Below are 17,557 nucleotides of genomic sequence, written 5' to 3'. Positions count from 1 at the left end.
TCAGTTCATCACGGCGATCGAGCCGTTGAGAAGGGTGGCGAACGCCACCCAGAGGGCATAAGGCGCGAACAGCCACGCCGCGACCTTGTCAATCCGGCGCGCCAGCACGATGAACAGCGCGATCGCCCCGAGCAGCACGACGATGATGGCGAAGGCGAGCCATGGCATCTCTGCGCCGAAGAAGATCGGCGACCACAGCCAGTTGAGGGCCATCTGCAGCGCCCAGGCGCCCATTGCTCCACTCTTCGGTGCGATCATCCAGATGCGCCAGCCGGCGACGGCGATCAGGATATAGATGACGGTCCAGACCGGACCAAAAACCCACGGCGGAGGATTGAAAATCGGCTTCGCAAGTGTTTCGTACCACGCGCCAGGCGCGGTTGCGAAGCCGATCGCAATGCCGATGGCGACGACCAGAATGACGAATCCCAGCAGCCAGAATGCGGAGGAGCCGTTCAGAGCAGGAGATTTGGCGTTTGTCGTCGGTCGCATCTTGGAGAAAGTCCTTCAGTCTGCTGTGTGATCATCCTTTGGTGAACGGAGCCTGGTTGCCCTTGGACCTGTCGTCAGCCATACCGACGTGCTGTCCTCCCCTCCGGAATCGAGAAGATCAGACTCTGTAGCGCGGTCGAAAGACCGCCGGTTCTGCCGGAGGGCGCGGGAATCTGGATGGAGGGCAGGCGGCTGGAAGGCATCGGCGGCGATATCCGGATCATGGAGATGGACGTCGACGGACGGGGTGAAGCAAGGCTCTCGTGGCGGTGTTAGTCTCCTTTCAACGCAAGCGTCAGACAATGATGCCGTCGTTGCCAATGAGTTGCACCTGACATCAGCTTAGAAACGGGATTATCGGCAGGCTTTACTGCGGATCGCGGCGATCAGCATGTGCAAAAACTCCTTCATCTCGGAATTCAAATGCAGGACATCTTCCTCGACGGTTATGAGGTCGCGGTTCTCCAACTCGGCCACGCCATCGGGATCGGCGGTATGGCCGGCATGATCGCGGCGAACCACGCTTGAGACCGGCTGCCCGCTGATCAGTTCGTGATAGGCGGCGAAGGCAAAGATCGATAGCGCTTTGTCGGAAAGCTGATCCGTCGATCCCGTCATGGACCTCTCCTTTCAATCCTCACCGACCCAGTTGCGAGCGAGCACGGCGCCGCCGGCGAGGCCGAGAGCCAGAGCTCCGAAGGTTGCCACCATTGATCGTTTCGACACGACCAGTTCCCATCCCGGCGTGAACCGCTTGGGCGTCGCTCCGTAATCCACCATCGCGGCGATCGCGGACATGAGCATCGCATTGCGCAACAGCTCGCCGGACGAGCGCGGCGGCCGGGCGGCAAGCCAAACCTGGAAGGGCAGGGCCCAGAACACGGCCGAGGCCTTGTGCGTTCCATAGCCCAAAGCCGTGTGGGTGATGTCCGCCTTCTCCCGCCGGGCAGCTTCGTCGCCATGAAGCCAATGGCTCGTCGCGTTGGTGGGCTGGAGAGCGCCCTTGCCCTCTGCCCTCGCCAGCAGGGCCAGCGCGGCCGTCGAGGCAACACTCGCCACCGTGCCGGTGACAAGCGCCGAGACGCCGATACGCGTCCATCGGTTCATGGCGCTTGCCTACAAGTTGGTTTTGGCGTGATCGCCCATCGCCGGGCGGCTGTCCGACATGGCCGCGGCGATCATCTTCACATAGCTGACCGTCGTGCCGGGGCTGTCCCAGTATTGAGCGTCCTTCGGCGCGATCTTCAGCACCCGGATCGAGGGATCGTCCGGGCTGCCCCACCACGCCTTGGCGGGCGTCGACCAGAGATCCTTGATCTTCTGCCGGTCGTTGGAGACCTCGGCCCGGCCGGTGACGGAGACATACTTCTGATCGCCTGCATCGGCAAAGACGAGCCCGACATTGGGGTTGCGCTCGATCTCCTCGTCCTTGTGGCTTTCGGCATCGGTGAGGAAATAGATCATATGCTCGTCCCGTTCAACATGGGCGGCCATCGGCCGGGCGCGGATGTCCTCGCCGTCATGCGTGCTGAGCATGCAGAAGCCGATCTTCTTCATCAGCGCCCAGGCACGATCGATATCGTCGTTGCTCATCCTCGTCTCCGTTCGTTCTTGCAGTTTGTCAGAAAATGCGGTGCCTGGGCTGCATGTTCCGACTGCCATAAGGCGAAGCTGGTTTCAGGTTGAACCAACCGTGGCCGAAGAGGATCGTCAGCATAAGTAGGGTCGCCGATCAGCTTCGTTACGTTCTACCAACGGCATTGATTTGTGACTCTTGGGGGATTCCCAAAAGCCGCGGAGTCTGACTCACTGTCATCGACGACCGAAGGAGGTTTCGATGGCGGGAATAGCAGTCACCCGGAAAGATCTGTCGGTGGACCAATTGCGCGCCGCGGCGGCCCGGACGAGCGATGCGCGGGCGGCGCGGCGGATGCTGGCAATCGCACTTGTTGTGGAGGGTGTTGAGCGCAAGGCGGCGGCGGAGAGTTGCGGGATGGACCGGCAGACGCTGCGGGACTGGGTGCATCGCTACAATGCCGAAGGGCTGAGCGGCCTTTCCAACCGCAAGCCGCCCGGTCGCCGGCCCTGGCTGACGCCGGCGCAGAAGGCCGAGCTCGCGGCGCTGGTGGAACGAGGTCCCGATCCCGAGCGGGACGGCGTGGTGCGGTGGCGGCGCAAGGACCTGAAGCGACGGATCGAGGAGATGTTCGGGGTCGTCATGCAGGAGCGCACGGTGGGCGCGCAACTGGCCGAACTCGGCTTCGTGCGCCTGTCGGTGCGGCCGCGTCATCCGAAGGCCGACGAAGCCGCCCAGGAGGCTTTCAAAAAAACTTCGTCGATCGGGTAGCCGCGGCAATCCCGCCCGCGGCACGCGGCAAACCGATCGAAATCTGGTTCCAGGACGAAGCCCGCGTCGGCCAGCAGGGGACGCTGACGAAGGTCTGGGCCAAGCGCGGAAGCCGACCGCGCGGCCTCCGCGACCGGCGTTACAAATGGGCCTACATCTTTGGCGCCGTCTGCCCGGCGCGCGCCGCCATCGCCGCGCTCGTCCTGCCCAAGGCCAACGCCGAGGCGCTGTCCCTGCATCTGGCCGAAATCGGCAGCCAGGTCGAACCGGGAGCCCACGCCATCCTCGTCCTCGACGGCGCCGGCTGGCACATCGCCGATGACCTCCGCATACCCGACAACCTCACCCTGCTGCACCTGCCGCCCTATGCGCCCGAACTCAATCCGGTCGAGAACGTCTGGGAGTATCTGCGCAAGAACAAGCTCGCCATCACCGTCTTCGACGGCTACCCAGACATCCTCGACAAATGCTGTCAGGCCTGGAACTTCTTCGCAAACGACAAGACCGCCGTCGCTTCCATCACCGCCCGAAAATGGGCCGAGGTCAATCTATAATGCCGTTGGTATGAAACGAGATGGCAGGCCGTCATATAGTAGGCCCAGTGTTTCAACCCTGCACGGGTCGACTGCAAGCGAACAACGCGTATGGAATCGGTACCCCGTGACGGATCGATCAGGCTCGGGATGTCGCCGGACAAGGCGATCCTATCAGCGGAGCAACTCCATTCCCACTGCTCGTCCGTCAGATCAGGGGGTTGCGCTTGGCTTTCCTGGCGATCTTGGCCATTCGGCCACAAGCTCTGTTCCGTCCACATCCAGTGTTTGAATCACAGCCCGACCCCGCCCAAATCTCAATCTTCCGATTTTCCAAACAGACTCTTAGAAAATATCCGGCTCGCCGGCGGAAGGACCGTAGGCCGAGCCTAGAAAATCGAAATCACAACCCTTGTCGGCCTGCAAGACGTGACGGGCGAACATCCAGCCATAGCCGCGACCGATCCGATCCGGCGGCTTCTCCCAGGAGATCCGTCGCGCATCGAGTTCCTCCTGATCGACCAGCATATCCAGCGACCGGTTCTGCAGATCGAACCGAATGATATCGCCGGTTCTCAGGAGTCCCAGCGGCCCGCCCGCATACGATTCCGGTGCGACATGCAGGATGCACGCGCCATAGCTCGTTCCACTCATGCGCGCATCTGATATCCGCAACATATCGCGGTGACCCTGCCTGAGCAGAGCCTTCGGGATCGGCAGCATTCCCCATTCCGGCATGCCCGGGCCGCCGAGCGGTCCGACATTTCGAAGCACCAGAACATGATCCGGAGTAACGTCAAGCTTCTCGTCTTCTATCGCCGCCTTCATCTCCGGATAACTGTCGAAGACAAGCGCGGGACCTTCATGCACGTAGAAACGCGGATCGCAGGCTGCGGGCTTGATGACGGCGCCATCGGGCGCGAGGTTGCCTCGTACGACCGCCAGAGAACCCTCGCGATAGACCGGCCTGTCCACAGGCCTGATCACGTCGCTATTGAAGACTTCCGCCCCCTCGAGAGTTTCGCCGAGCGCCTGGCCGCTGACTGTCAGACAGTTTCCATTCAGACGATCGCCCAACTGGGCCATTAATGCCCGCAAACCGCCCGCATAATAGAAATCCTCCATCAGATAGGTCTTGCCCGACGGTCTGATGTTCGCGATCACCGGCGTCACGCGGCTCTTAGCATCAAAATCTTCGAGCGTCAGGTTCACCCCGGCCCGCCGCGCCATGGCGATGAGATGGATTATGGCGTTCGTGGAGCAGCCGGTCGCTGCTGCAACCGTCACCGCATTGTAGAAGGCGTCCCGTGTGAGAATCTTGTCAGGCGTCAGGCTCTCTTCCACCAGTTCAACGATTCGGCGTCCCACGGCAGCCGACATACGGATGTGGTTGGCGTCGGCCGCCGGAATGGAGCTTGCCCCCGGAAGGGTTAATCCGAGCGCCTCGGCAATCGCCGTCATGGTGCTGGCGGTGCCCATGGTCATGCAGTGCCCGTGAGAACGAGCGATTCCTCCTTCGATGCCTTCCCATTCCTTGTCGTCGATATTGCCGGCGCGCCGCTCATCCCAGTATTTCCAGGAATCCGAGCCGGAGCCCAGGGTTTGACCGCGATAATTGCCGCGCAGCATCGGTCCCGCAGGCAGATAGATCATCGGCAGCCCCGCACTCGTTGCGCCCATGATCAAGCCCGGTGTGGTCTTGTCACAGCCACCCATCAACACCACGCCGTCGATCGGGTGGCTGCGGATCTGCTCCTCTGTCTCGATCGCCAACAGATTGCGGTATAGCATCGTCGTCGGCTTCATGAAATTTTCCGAGAGCGCGATCACCGGCAACTCGACCGGAAAGCCGCCCGCCTGAAACACCCCGCGCTTCACGTCTTCGACGCGCTGCTTGAAATGCGCGTGACAGGGGCTGAGATCGGACCACGTGTTCAGGATGCCGATGACCGGCTTCCCCTTCCAATCATCCGGCGCATAGCCCATCTGCATGATGCGGGACCGGTGTCCGAAGCCGCGCAGATCATCTGGCGCGAACCAGCGCGCACTGCGCAAATCGCCCGATACCTTTTTCAGCTTGTCCTTCGCGCTCACGTAATTCTCCTGGCGATAGTGACACTATCGATTGGATCATTCGGATCCAGCGTGTCGTAAGGGTGCTGCTGCGGGAGCATTTCGATACCGCTTCGGCGCCATGGTGCCGGGCCACGTCTCATGACTTCCCGTGTTTCCAGAAGTCGGCAGGGTTCAACCTAAAAAACAAGCGCCGTCAGCATTCGGAAGGTTCGGCAGCCGCTGCGGTCGGGCGGACGGCTGCGGCCAGATCGGTTGTCATCCTGGACACCAACCAGGCATCACCGCCGGCGGCGACGAAGTCGAACCCGGCCGAGAAGTATCGCCGGGCCGTCTCCTCGCCGAAGCCGAGCACGCCACCAGCGAGCCCCGCGTCGTGAATCCTCCCCAGCGCATGGGCAATGGCTTCCTGAACGTCCCGGGCTAGGACATTCCCGACATGCCCCATCGCCGCAGCAAGGTCGCCGGGGCCGATGAAAATGGCATCTACACCGTCGACCGCAGCGATCTCGCCGATCCGCCCCACGGCTTCCGGCGTCTCCACCTGAACGACGATGCATAGATCGTCTATATAGCTATCGAGATAACTCGTCTCGCGCCCATAGCCATTGGCGCGGGTTGTGCCCGAGTGACCGCGAACGCCGTGAGGCGGGTAGCGGGTCCAGGATACGGCGAGTTCGGCCTCTGCGGCCGACTGCACCATCGGAAACATCAGATTACGCACGCCGATATCCATCAGCCGCTTGACCATGACCGGTTCGCTGAAGGGCGGTCTGACCAGGACCTCCGCAGTTCCGCCTTTAGCGGCGCGCAGGTGGTCGGAAATATTCGACAGATCGTTCGGCGCATGCTCCATATCCACCAGGATCCAATCGAACCCAGCATATGCCGCGATCTCCGTGACAGAGGACGATGATAGGCTGAGCCAGAAGCCGGACTGCGGGACTTTTTGTTGCAGGCGCCGCTTGAACTGGTTGTGCGTGGTCACTGCGCTTCCTCCTGGCGTTTCGGCTCTGTCTCCGAGCGCGACTGGATCAGGGTGTAGATCAAGAACACAGTCGCCATGAGTAGAAAGGCCAGGCTGATCGGATGCGTTACGAATTGCGTCCAATCACCATCGAACACGATCATTCCGCGTCGGAGGTTAGACTCGACGAGGTCTCCCAGGATCATTCCGAGAATGACCGGAGCCGTGCCGAACCCATACCTCGACAAGAAGAAGCCCAGCACACCGAAGATCAACATGACATAAAGATCAAACGTGTTTCCGCTGACGGCATAGACTCCTATGACGCAGAACACCAATATTATCGGCATGAGATAGGAATCCGGTATCTGAAGAATCTTCACGAATACTCGGATGCCGAACCATTGTATTAAGATCATGAATATATTTGCCAGGATGAAGGCAAAAAAGATGCCATAGACGATCACTGGTTGTTGGTCGAAGAGAGCGGGTCCTGGCCGCACACCATGAATGACGAGCCCGCCCATCAGGACAGCGGTTGCCGCCTCCCCTGGCACGCCGAGGGTAAGTGTCGGAATCAACGCGCCCCCGATGATCGAGTTGTTCGACGCCTCCGATGCGATCAACCCCTCGTGATGGCCCGTTCCGAACTTCTCCGGTGTTTTCGAAAGGCGTTTGGCCTGGTCGTACGACAGAAAGGAAGCGATACTACCACCCGCCCCGGGAATCGCGCCGATGATGGCCCCGATGAATGTACTCGACCAAAGAGCGCGCCACGAGCCGAACACCAGCCGCCAATGCGGTTGAGTGGAACTCACGTCCTGTTTTGCCTGCACCGGCTGCGAGTCGATTGTCTTTTCGGATATGTCTTGAAAGACCTGAGAAATTGCGAACAGACCGATCAATGCCGGCAGCAGACCGACACCCGACAGGAGCGAGGGCTGATCCATCGTGAAGCGAAGAATGCCCGTCATCGGGTCGGCACCGATCGTCGAGACGAAGAGCCCGATGATGCCGGCGACCAGTCCCTTCAGAAGCGAACGCGACGAAACCGACGCGATGATCACCAGTCCGAAAATACCAAGAGAAAAGAATTCGGCCGGACCGAACCGCAGCGCGAATGCGGCGATCGGTGGCGCCAGCAGAATGAGCAGGATCGCGCCTGCAATACCACCGATGAAGGAGGACGATATCGATATTCCCAGGGCCTTTCCGGCCTCGCCATTGCGGGCCATGGGAAACCCGTCCAACGTGGTGGCGACCGCCGATGGCGTGCCGGGAATGTTCAGGAGAATGGCCGACACGGCGCCACCGGACATCGCGCCGCATAATGCTCCTAGCATCATCCCGATCCCGGCGATCGAACCCATCCCAAAGCTCACAGGGATCAGAAGAGCAATCGCCATTGTGGCGGTCAGACCGGGGAGAGATCCCATTATCAGGCCGAAGAATGTCCCGGCCGCAATTGCAAGTATTACGTCAAAATGCAACAGCAAGCTTAATGCATCCGCATAAACAGACATGGCGTATCCTTTGAGACGACCTGAACCGAGAGGGGGCGATAATCAGGGGAGCGCCAGCCCGAAAAGCCGGGTGAAAAGGAAATAACAGACGATCGAGATGGATACCGCGACGATGACTGAGGTTCCTATCATCTTGCCGGTATGCGCCCGGCCTAGGCTTCCTCTGGAATTCAGCAGGATTCCACAGGTGAGATATCCGAAAATCAGAAAAAATATCGTTCCGACAAGAAAACCAATGGCCTCGAAGCTGACTATGTAGATCACAAGTTCCGCCGCCATCAACGCAAGGCAAATTGCCGTTCTCTTTCTGAAATCCTTTTTCGGCCCCGCCTTGTCTTCCGACACCTTTTTCCGCACATCCAGCACATCCCTGAACAGCACGATGACCATCAGCCCCATCCCCAGCCATAGGATGGCGGAGGGAAACGATCCCGACGACAGCATGCCGGTTCCGGCCGGCAATTGAAGGGCTGCATTTAGCGCAAGCGCCGCAAGGGCAAGAAGCACAAGATCGAAGAGGATCTTTCCAGGTACGAACGCCATGCAGAGCTCCATTTACTTCGGAATAGTTTTACTACGAAGCATAGTGCGCGAATCATATGCCCGGCCAATCCACCGGCTGAGCATATGATACGCAGCCATCAAGTCACCACACCGATAAATACAGAAACCACGCCCGTATCCGGCCTATTGCTTGACCTGTTCGGCAAGCGGGATCATCAGATCCGCCATCTCATCGACGAACGCTTTAAGTTCCTCGCCGTATAGCGGCGCAACCTCGGAGCCCAAATTCTGGATTGCAGCTTGGAAGCTTTCGTCCTCAACAGCTTCCTTGAGCGCCTCTACCCAGACTGCCTTGACGGACTCATCGAGGCCGGCAGGCGTTCCAATGCCGCGCCACTGATGCGCCGTCAGGTCGTATCCAGCACTGGCGAAGGTCGGAGTACCGGGGAGAAGAGAACTGTCTCCGGTGGTGGCCAAGGTATGAAGGGTGTCCCCCTCGACGGCCGAAACCACATCCGATGGAGACAAGACCACACCATCGATGTGTCCGCCCATCGCCGCCGCCACCGCAGTGGAACCTCCGTCGTAGGGTACGAAACTCGGCTCGATCCCGAGTGCGTCGGCAACCGCCATGGTCATGATGTGCGACGATGAGCCAACGCCGGCGAATCCGAGCTTCACTTGATTGGAACCCGTTGTTGCGGATTCCACGAAGCTTTCGAGATCTTCCCATCCTTCGATGTTGCGGACCACCAGGACGTACGGCTCGGTGGTGATCCGGGCAATGTAGTCGAAATCCTCATACTCGAAGTCGACATTGCCCAGGCCCTGGAGCGTGTACAAAGCATTGTTCGGAATCGTCACCGTGTAGCCGTCCGGTTCAGCCGCCAAGGCCTGCATCAGCCCTACGGCCCCACCGCCGCCAGTGACGTTCCTGACGATGATGTTGGTACCCAGGGCCTCTTCCAGGGATGGCTCAAGCGCGCGGACAAAATTGTCCGTCCCGCCGCCGGCCGAGTATGGGACTATCACCTCGATATCCTTGCTCGGAAAATCCTGAGCCTGGGCCGCTCCGATCCCCAGACCTGCGGCGGTTGCAACGACACCGGCGACGATTGAGCGAGACCTGTTCAGCAGTTTGATTTTCATCTTGTCCTCCCATCTGATGTTGTCCCTCGAACGGGATGTCTAACCTGAACTCAAGGCTAGTCGGCGCATCGCCCCGTGACCCTGCGCTGCAGGTCCCCGCGGGCGAGAACGTCCTCGTTCAAAGCCGCGCCGAGGCCCGGCTTCGTCGTAGGATGGATGTAGCCGTCTTCGACAATTGGCAGATCAGTCATGACCTCCCGATAGAAGCCGGCGATGTGTGAGCGCACGGTCTCGGTAATCAGGGAATTAGGCGCGCTCGCCAGCAGATGAACATTGGCCAGCAGCGTCACAGGCCCTGTGCAATCATGAGGCGCGATGGTCCGGTCGAAGGCATGCGCTAGGTTCGCTACCCGGACGCCTTCGGAGAGCCCGCCGACCCAGGCCATATCGAAATTCGCGACGTCGACAGCGCCGCGCCGGAAGGTCTCGCGATACCAAGGGACGGTGCCGAGGTTCTCGCTGGCCGCCACCCGGGCCGACACCCTGTCCTTGTAACGCGAGAGATCCTCGAAATTATCGAGGGCGATCGGATCTTCGTGCCAGTAGATCGAATGATCTTCCAGCGCCTTGGCGATAATGAGCGCCGCCGGCAGCCGCCACAGCCCATGATACTCGATCATGATCTCCATGGCGTCTCCGACCGCCGACCTGATCTGTTCGATCGGCCACAGCGCCTCCTTCAGTTCAGCGCTGCTGATAGTCTCGCCTCTATTTCGAAGAGCGTGAATGTCGAACGGCCAGATCTTCATGGCCGTGATCCCCTCATCGAGGAGTTCTTGAGCGAGGCGTGCCGGCTCGTGGACCTGCAGCAGGAGATCTTCGTGCCTGCCGATTTCTCCCGCAGGACGCTGTTCGCGTGTATAGATTTGCGAGTTGTAGTCTTGCCTGACCCTATTGTTGTAGGCGCTGTTGGCGCAGGTATTGTAAATGCGGATCCGGTCCCGCATCTTGCCGCCCAGCAACGCATGGATAGGTGCGTTCAGCGCCTGCCCCCAGAGATCCCACAGGGCAATATCCACCGCCGAGTTGCCTCGAACTTCCACACTGCGCGTAGGGAAACCGCTGAAATGGTTTCCGATATCCTGGGCGATGCTTTGGCTCAGCGCCCCTCGGCACATGGGGTCCTTGCCGAGTAGGAAAGGCGCGCAGGTTTCATGGACATATGTCGTAATCGCCTCGGGATTCCGGAAAGTTTCGCCAAGACCGATCAGCCCTTCGTCGGTGTGCAAGCGCACCCAGACGAGGTTGCTGAACTCCTCGAGCCGGATCGTTTCGATGCCGGTAATGACCATTCCCGCGCCCCTCACCATTCGACAAACAGCATTCACGTTTGAATTTATCGTGTCAATATATGTATTTCATGATTGAAACTATTATAATTTATCCAGATATTTCAATATTTTATTGCTTTGATCGACGCTTCGATATTACTAATATGGACAACTTCTAGAAATGATGACATGCTGCGTGACAATGGATGAGGGGCACCAATGACAACAGGAAGACACGCCGAGGCGGGCGAAATCAGGCTTGCCGATTACGCTTGCCGCAAGCTTCGTGCGCTGATCGACCGGCATCAGTGGGAAGATGGCGGCAAACTGCCGGGCGAGATTGAGCTCGCAAGAGACATCGGCGTCTCCCGCCCTGTACTGCGCCAAGCGTTGGCGATGCTAAGGGAAGATGGCCTGGTTGTTTCGCGGCGGGGATCGGGAAATTATGTCACGCTGGGCCAGATGGAGGAAAACTCCGCTTATGGGCCGCTACAAAGCCTGTCCGATATTGAGGATTGTTTTCGATTCCGGTGCGTTCTGGAATGCGAAGCGTCAATGCTGGCGGCCCGGGCCAAGGACGGCGTGCTGATCGCAAGAATAGAGGAGGCCGCAGCCAAGATCCTTAATGGAGGCAGGCATGGCGAAAACAGCTTCGATGCCGATTTCGCGTTCCATATGGCCGTCGCTGCGGCATCTAAAAACTGCTATTACGGCATGACCCTTAGAGCGCTACGCCGTCAGATCAAGTTCGGCCACGATCTCAGCAGGCAACTGCGCAATATACCCGGCCACCATTCGTCGAAGCGCGTCGCCAGGGAGCACGACAGAATTCTGCGGGCAATTCAATCAGGAGATCCCGAAGCGGCTCGTGAAGCCATGCGCGTACATATTGAGGCTGGGATCGACCGCCTCTTCGGCCGCTGACGGGAAGGTGCGGCGAACACTACTACAACGCTCTTGCGTAGGATGATCTATAGCCCGCGCCCGGGAGGCTAGCGAGTCGTCCGTGAAAAACAGCCAACCTCCTGATTGAGCGAGTATTTTGGTTCGGGGCAAGTATTCTCATTTGCCGGATTGGGCGTGTTTGACGTCGGTTTCCTTGCAAATTGATTTGCGCTGCTGGTCGTGATTTCATCGTCCTATCGGGACGGCGATGGGGGGCATTTCATGCGACCAAAGGAACGACGGGAGAGCGGGCAGAGCGACCTGTTCCGGGCACGGCTCGACCAGATCGTCGGCCTTGAGCACCCGCTGGCGAAGCTGGCGGAGGCGATCGACTGGCGCTTCCTGAAGGAGCGGTTTGGGGCAGTCCACACGGACGCGCCGGGACACCCGCCCCTGCCGACGCGCCAGCTGTTCTGCGGCGAGGAGTTCTTCCGGCACGAGCTTCCGTTCGACCGCTCATCGCTGACCCGCTGGCGCCAGCGCATGGGCCAAGAGCGGCTCGGAGCTGGCGACAGAGTGCAGCCTTCTATCGGATCTCTGCATCACCCTACGGATCAGCCAAAACCACTTTCCACCCCAGCCGATAATCCTTTGATCTGAAACGATCCGATTTTTCGTTGAAAAGTGGGAAGTGGTTCTCTCAAAAATGGCGGAATTCCGCCACTTCCAAGAGATCTGAAGCGACCGAACGTCTACCTACGGATCAGAAGGCTGAGTCTGGGGTCGTTCATGATCATGCCGCGGCGAGGATCTCCGTCGTTGCTGAGCAGGCAATCCGCCACTCGCCGTCAATCTCCACGAAGTTCAGTCCGAACTGCAGCTTCTCGACCGCCTCTTGCAGCCTGGCAAGTGTGGCTCCCTTGTAGTAGCGGCCCTCGGTCTCGCCCTCGCGCTTGTGGCCAAGGAGTTCCGCGACCCGCACGGTCGGCACGTCGGCGTTGATTAGCAGCGTGTCGAAGCTGTGGCGCAGGCTGTGGCCGTCCTTGCGGAGCTGGTAGATGCCGAGGTTTTTCCGGTACTCGGTCCACTTCTTGGTGATGGCGGTGCCGAGGCGCTGGTGGTGCTTGTCGCGCTTGAGTTCCGGGAACAGGCGTTTCTCGCCCCTTGCCTTGAACTCGCGCCAGCGGTCGATCAGCCCCAGCCGGATCAGGTTCGAGTGGATCGGTAGCACCCGGGCGGCGGAGCGGGTCTTGAGATTCCGCTCGACACCCTTCTGCACGAGGATGCACCAGACGCCGTCGATCTGCTCTATGTCGACAATGTGCAACTGGCATGCCTCCTCGAGACGCATGCCCTGATGCGCCATGATCAGCGGCGCCCAGTAGAACGCGTCCTTGTGCGGCTTGTCGCCGGGCCGGTGCCGGAAATGATGATGCGAGCCGGTGAACAGCGGCGTCTCGAACAGCGCCTTCATCTCCTCCGGCTCGAGCGCGAGGCGCGGCTTCTCGGTCGCGTCGAGTGTCCTCCTGGAATAGCGCTGCCCGCCGAAATAGTTCCTCACCGGCCAGAACTGCCTGGTTTCGCCCCACTTGAACAGCTGGCCGACGAGATCGAGATGCTTGTTGACGGTCTTGGGCGCCATTGTCGTGAAGCTCTTCTCCGCGATGCGCGCCGCGGCGGTTTCCTCATCGATCTCGCCGCCGAGCAGATCGGCGTTGACGGCGGCGAACACCCGGGCGTTCTCCTCCTGCAACCGTTTGATCGCGGCGCTCGGCTTCAGACCCTTGAAGATCGAGCGGCCGTGGAGATCGGGCATCTCGTCCAGGACCAGGCGGAACCGCCTGGCATCGGCCTGGGTGATCTCATCCAATGGCTTGTCGCCGATGATGCTGGTGAACAGGTCGGCCGAACGCTGCGCATCCTTGCCCGTGCCTGGTTTCCAGTCACCCTTCAGCTTGATCTTCAGAAATTCGGCCCAGACGACGCTGAACGGTCGCCCGTGGTCCGGCGAGTCGATCGGGCCGGTAGGTTCCGGCTCGGCGGACGGCTCCGCGGCGGTCCGAGGGTCGGTTTCGGGTTGGGGCTCGGGCGTCGCACCCCCAACTGCCGCGGCCGGCGCAGTATCGGCACGGGGCGCGGCGGGAGGGGTTGCGGCTGCCGGAAGATCGGCTTCGGCGGAGCCCGGCTGCCACGCCGGCGTCAGATCGACGTCCGCGTCATCCTCGAGATAGACCCCGAGCTCGCGCAGGGCGTTGACCGTCTCGGCTCTGGCCATGACGCGCAGGGCGCGGCGGCAGAGCCGGGCGAAGGCGGCGCTGTCCGGATCGACCTCGAGGCCGTGCCGCTCGAGCCCGTCGGCGACGATGTAGGCGATCTGGTCGTGATTGTTGGTCGCCAGCGCGTCGAGCCAGCCCTTGCGCGCGAGCAGGCTGAACCTGGAGGCCCACTCGGCCTCGTCGGGCGCACGCGGCGGCTCGGCCGCGCGGAAGCCGTCGGCGGCGTCGAGCTCATGGCGCAGGATGTCGGCCATCAAACGGGCGACGGTTTCGGAGGGCAGGGAGGTTTGGCTGGCCATGGCGTCCATTGCGACCGGGAACAGGATGTCGGCGATCGCGCTGAGCCGACGGGCTCGGTAACGGGCGCCATCGACCATATGGGTTCGCAGGGACAGCCGGAGTTCGCGGCGGCCGGTTTTTTCCGCGAGCGCGCGGGGCAGGGCGCGGCGCCAGTAATAGGTCCGGCCGCGCCGGGCCAGATGGGTCTGCGTCGCCATCGCGGGCGCGCCTCCATGAGGGGGCGGGCGACGGGTCGACGTCACATCTTGACGTCACAGTCCGATCGGCCGCCCGGATGGGCGAGACCGAACCGGTTGATATCATTGGAAAAGCGGGAAACCTGGCTGGGGGACCTGGATTCGAACCAGGGTTGACGGAGTCAGAGTCCGTAGTCCTACCGCTAGACGATCCCCCAGCGAAGGTGGCGGGTGAATATCACAGTGATCCGGGCTTGTTAACCCTTTCGTTGAACGTTTTTTGCGCTTGCCCCGCGAGGGCCTTGGCGGGGGGAGTCGGGGTGGCTACCATTATCCTGTCGAAATGAGCGGTCGAGGCGGCCAGAGGACAGCGCGTGACGGAGATTCCGGGGGTCGAGCAGCGGCGGGAGACGGGTTTCAGGCCCGCGCCTCGCCATGACCGCCGCGCTGATTACCAGCCGCCGCCGGCCGTCGCGGCCATCGATCTCGGCACCAACAATTGCCGCCTTCTCGTCGCCCGGCCCGCGCCGGGCGGCTTCCGCGTCATCGACGCCTTCAGCCGCATCGTCCGGCTGGGGGAAGGGGTGGGCCGGACCGGCCTGCTTTGTGACGGCGCGGTCGATCGTACCATCGCCGCGCTGCGCGTCTGTGCGGGGAAGATGGCCCGCCGCCGGGTGGCGCTGAACCGCGCGGTGGCGACCGAGGCCTGCCGGCGGGCGGGAAATTTCCTCCAGTTCCAGGAGCGGGTCCGGGATGAGACCGGCGTGACGTTGGAGATGATATCGGCGGAGGAGGAGGCGCGCCTCGCGCTGGCCGGCTGCGCGCCGCTGCTCGACCCCCGGGTCAGCCATGCGCTGGTCTTCGATATCGGCGGGGGGTCGACGGAGCTGATGTGGCTGGCGGTTTCATGCGGCGGCCGGCCGTCCCGGCTCATCGAATCGGTCAGTCTGCCGCTCGGCGTCGTCACCCTGTCCGAACGCCATGGCGGGGACGCCGTCTCGGCCGAGGCTTATGAGGCGATGGTCGCCGACGCGCTGGAGCGCATGGCGCCCCTGGAGGCGCGGCGCGGCATCGCAGCGCGGGTCGCGCGGGGCGAGGTGCAGATGCTGGGGTCGTCGGGCACCGTCACCACGCTGGCCGGCGTCTTCCGGAAGCTGCCGCGCTACGACCGCTCCGTCGTCGACGGCACCTTTCTCGATTTCTCCGCCGCCCGGTCGGTCAGCGACGAACTTCGGGCGATGGATTATGAAGGCCGCGCCGCCCATCCCTGCATCGGACGCGACCGGGCGGACCTGGTGGTCGCCGGCTGCGCCATCCTGGAGGCGATCTGCCGGCTCTGGCCCGTCGGCCGGCTGCGGATCGCCGATCGGGGCGTGCGGGAGGGGATCCTTCTGGACCTGATCGCCCGCCTGCCGTAAACGGGCGGACCTGAAAGGAACGCTTCCATGTCCCGCCCCCCGTCCGGCGCCGGCCCTTCCGGCCGCGGGCTGACCGTCCGCGTCAAGACCGCCAAGCGGCGCTCCAAATCCTCCACCCGCTGGCTCCAGCGGCAGTTGAACGACCCGTACGTGGCCGAGGCCCGGAAGCAGGGCTACCGTTCGCGCGCGGCGTTCAAGCTGCTCCAACTCGACGAGAAGTTCGACCTTTTGCGCAAGGGGCTGCGGGTCGTCGACCTCGGCGCCGCGCCCGGCGGCTGGACGCAGATCGCGCTCGGCCGGATCGGCCCGTCGGGCAAGGCCGTGGGCATCGACTACCTGCCGATCGACCCGATGGAGGGCGCGGTGTTCCTGGAATTGGATTTCCTCGACCCCGACGCGCCCGACCGGCTGCGCGCCGCGCTGGACGGTCCGGCCGATCTGGTGATGAGCGATATGGCGGCTCCGACGACCGGCCACCCCGCGACCGACCATCTGCGGATCATGGCGCTGGCGGAGACGGCTTACGATTTCGCCGCCCAGGTGCTGGCCCCCGGCGGCGCGTTCGTCGCAAAGCTGTTCCAGGGCGGGGCGGAGAAGACGCTGCTCGACGCGCTGAAGCGGGATTTCGAGAAGGTGCGCCACGCCAAGCCCGCGGCCAGCCGCGCGGATTCTTCGGAAACCTACGTCGTCGCCCAGGGATTCCGCGGCGGAAGCTGATCTCTCTCTCGTGGGGGCGCAGGATGTCTCCCTATTGTCTCCGGTCAATTCGCCTCCGCTCCGGAACCGCAGGCCGTCTCTTCCTATTGAGTGGGTACACTCTGACCAATAGGGAGATACGAGATGCAATCGATGCATACAGGCACCGCCACGGCTGGCGGGGAACGGGAAAATGAGCGGCTGATCGCGAGCGACAAGGTGGAGCACACCTCCGTCCGCCGGCCGAACGGCGACAAGATCGGCTCCATCCATCGGGTGATGATCGACAAGCGGTCGGGCCGCGTGGCCTATGCGGTCATGTCCTTCGGCGGCTTCATGGGCATGGGCAAGGAATATTACGCGCTGCCCTGGGCGTCGCTGGAATACAATGAGAGTCTGGACGCCTACGAACTGGACGTGACCGAGGAACAGCTGCGCGGCGCGCCGGAAAGCTCGGCCGACGATGAGTTCGACTGGAGCAACCGCCGCTGGGGCCAGCAGGTCCACGATTACTACCAGGTGCCGCCCTACTGGCTGTAAGCGGCGATTAAGGAAGGAAGGGCGGCCCGATGTCAGGGGCCGCCCCTGATTTCCTTCTCCGCCTGCGCCCAATGGATGTCGGCGCGGCCTTCAGGCTCCCCTTCCTCCTGCCACAGCGCATAGGCGCGGGCGCGGATCTCGTTCTCGTCGAAGCTGCTGGTCGGCCCGTCGGAAGGGACGATCTGCAAGGGCTGCCCGTCCTCGATGGGCGGGTCGGGAATGTCCAGTTCGGGGCGTGAGGTCTGGAATTCGGCGGCTTCGTATCCTGTCGTCTTGGGCATGGTGGCCTCCCATGGGTTCGGCGTATCGATAACCACGGCAATATCGGCGGCGCGGAGTGGTTCCCCGCCCTTCAACAAATCGCGACCGCCATTGATTTCCCGTCCCATGTACCCAAAGATTCAAGG

General features: G+C 61.9%; 17 protein-coding genes, 1 tRNA gene and 1 pseudogene. 6 read left to right on the top strand and 13 right to left on the bottom strand.

Going from position 1 to position 17,557, the window contains the following annotated elements; translation table 11 throughout:
- The 4 genes from AAFN89_RS10450 to AAFN89_RS10435 all read right to left on the bottom strand — a co-directional run bounded on the left by AAFN89_RS10450 (window position 1) and on the right by AAFN89_RS10435 (window position 2,085).
- Window positions 1-492 (bottom strand): TspO/MBR family protein, encoded by a 492-nt coding sequence (locus tag AAFN89_RS10450; RefSeq protein WP_347538771.1) that lies wholly within the window; start codon window positions 490-492, stop codon window positions 1-3.
- Between the two features lie 354 nt (window positions 493-846).
- Window positions 847-1,110 (bottom strand): hypothetical protein, encoded by a 264-nt coding sequence (locus tag AAFN89_RS10445; protein ID WP_347538769.1) that lies wholly within the window; start codon window positions 1,108-1,110, stop codon window positions 847-849.
- Between the two features lie 12 nt (window positions 1,111-1,122).
- Window positions 1,123-1,599, bottom strand: coding sequence for a hypothetical protein (locus AAFN89_RS10440; RefSeq protein WP_347538767.1), 477 nt, complete (start codon window positions 1,597-1,599; stop codon window positions 1,123-1,125).
- A gap of 9 nt (window positions 1,600-1,608) precedes the next feature.
- Window positions 1,609-2,085, bottom strand: coding sequence for a pyridoxamine 5'-phosphate oxidase family protein (locus AAFN89_RS10435; RefSeq protein ID WP_347538765.1), 477 nt, complete (start codon window positions 2,083-2,085; stop codon window positions 1,609-1,611).
- Between the two features lie 244 nt (window positions 2,086-2,329).
- Here AAFN89_RS10435 and AAFN89_RS10430 point away from each other — a divergent pair.
- A protein-coding gene (locus AAFN89_RS10430) for an IS630 family transposase (protein WP_347538763.1) occupies window positions 2,330-3,393 on the top strand; the annotation gives its coding sequence in 2 pieces (ribosomal slippage) (window positions 2,330-2,813 and window positions 2,813-3,393; 1,065 coding nt in all).
- A 324-nt stretch (window positions 3,394-3,717) separates the two neighbouring features.
- On the opposite strand, the gene araD is transcribed toward AAFN89_RS10430, so the two are convergent.
- The 6 genes from araD to AAFN89_RS10400 form a co-directional block, all read right to left on the bottom strand.
- Window positions 3,718-5,466 (bottom strand): L-arabinonate dehydratase, encoded by a 1,749-nt coding sequence (gene araD, locus AAFN89_RS10425; protein ID WP_347538761.1) that lies wholly within the window; start codon window positions 5,464-5,466, stop codon window positions 3,718-3,720.
- A gap of 175 nt (window positions 5,467-5,641) precedes the next feature.
- Window positions 5,642-6,433, bottom strand: a complete 792-nt coding sequence (locus AAFN89_RS10420) for an HpcH/HpaI aldolase/citrate lyase family protein (RefSeq protein ID WP_347538759.1) — start codon at window positions 6,431-6,433, stop codon at window positions 5,642-5,644.
- Complete coding sequence (locus tag AAFN89_RS10415) at window positions 6,430-7,935, bottom strand: tripartite tricarboxylate transporter permease (RefSeq protein ID WP_347538757.1); 1,506 nt, start codon at window positions 7,933-7,935, stop codon at window positions 6,430-6,432. The genes AAFN89_RS10420 and AAFN89_RS10415 overlap by 4 nt, the downstream gene beginning before the upstream one ends.
- 42 nt (window positions 7,936-7,977) lie before the next feature.
- Window positions 7,978-8,478 carry a tripartite tricarboxylate transporter TctB family protein gene (locus tag AAFN89_RS10410; RefSeq protein WP_347538755.1) on the bottom strand — a complete coding sequence of 167 codons (501 nt, stop codon included), beginning with the start codon at window positions 8,476-8,478 and terminating at the stop codon, window positions 7,978-7,980.
- 144 nt (window positions 8,479-8,622) lie between these two features.
- Window positions 8,623-9,588, bottom strand: a complete 966-nt coding sequence (locus AAFN89_RS10405) for a tripartite tricarboxylate transporter substrate binding protein (RefSeq protein WP_347538753.1) — start codon at window positions 9,586-9,588, stop codon at window positions 8,623-8,625.
- Window positions 9,589-9,644: 56 nt separating this feature from the next.
- A complete protein-coding gene (locus AAFN89_RS10400) occupies window positions 9,645-10,880 on the bottom strand; it encodes a mandelate racemase/muconate lactonizing enzyme family protein (RefSeq protein WP_347538751.1) in 1,236 nt (411 codons plus the stop codon).
- Window positions 10,881-11,078: 198 nt separating this feature from the next.
- Here AAFN89_RS10400 and AAFN89_RS10395 point away from each other — a divergent pair, with 198 nt between their 5' ends.
- The gene (locus AAFN89_RS10395; protein ID WP_347538748.1) at window positions 11,079-11,783 is read left to right on the top strand and encodes a FadR/GntR family transcriptional regulator; all 705 of its coding nucleotides are present in this window, start codon (window positions 11,079-11,081) and stop codon (window positions 11,781-11,783) included.
- Between the two features lie 243 nt (window positions 11,784-12,026).
- Window positions 12,027-12,311 (top strand): annotated as a pseudogene (locus AAFN89_RS10390) (IS5/IS1182 family transposase); the annotation flags it as partial.
- A gap of 226 nt (window positions 12,312-12,537) precedes the next feature.
- On the opposite strand, the gene AAFN89_RS10385 reads toward AAFN89_RS10390, so the two are convergent.
- Window positions 12,538-14,517 carry a site-specific integrase gene (locus AAFN89_RS10385; RefSeq protein WP_347538746.1) on the bottom strand — a complete coding sequence of 660 codons (1,980 nt, stop codon included), beginning with the start codon at window positions 14,515-14,517 and terminating at the stop codon, window positions 12,538-12,540.
- Window positions 14,518-14,640: 123 nt separating this feature from the next.
- Window positions 14,641-14,714 (bottom strand) — tRNA-Gln (locus AAFN89_RS10380).
- Window positions 14,715-14,870: 156 nt separating this feature from the next.
- Here AAFN89_RS10380 and AAFN89_RS10375 point away from each other — a divergent pair.
- The 3 genes from AAFN89_RS10375 to AAFN89_RS10365 all read left to right on the top strand — a co-directional run bounded on the left by AAFN89_RS10375 (window position 14,871) and on the right by AAFN89_RS10365 (window position 17,150).
- A complete protein-coding gene (locus AAFN89_RS10375; protein ID WP_347538744.1) occupies window positions 14,871-15,914 on the top strand; it encodes a Ppx/GppA phosphatase family protein in 1,044 nt (347 codons plus the stop codon).
- Window positions 15,915-15,941: 27 nt separating this feature from the next.
- A complete protein-coding gene (locus AAFN89_RS10370) occupies window positions 15,942-16,631 on the top strand; it encodes an RlmE family RNA methyltransferase (RefSeq protein WP_347538742.1) in 690 nt (229 codons plus the stop codon).
- 123 nt (window positions 16,632-16,754) lie between these two features.
- Window positions 16,755-17,150, top strand: a complete 396-nt coding sequence (locus AAFN89_RS10365; RefSeq protein WP_347538740.1) for a PRC-barrel domain-containing protein — start codon at window positions 16,755-16,757, stop codon at window positions 17,148-17,150.
- A gap of 32 nt (window positions 17,151-17,182) precedes the next feature.
- Here AAFN89_RS10365 and AAFN89_RS10360 read toward each other — a convergent pair whose 3' ends face one another.
- Window positions 17,183-17,431 (bottom strand): DUF2934 domain-containing protein, encoded by a 249-nt coding sequence (locus AAFN89_RS10360; protein WP_347538738.1) that lies wholly within the window; start codon window positions 17,429-17,431, stop codon window positions 17,183-17,185.
- Window positions 17,432-17,557 lie beyond the last annotated feature (126 nt).

This window comes from Inquilinus sp. CAU 1745, from assembly GCF_039839375.1.
Classification (GTDB): Bacteria; Pseudomonadota; Alphaproteobacteria; order DSM-16000; family Inquilinaceae; genus JBDOQU01.
The sequence above is the reverse complement of the archived record's forward strand: the minus strand, read 5'-3'. Positions and strand labels throughout refer to the sequence as shown.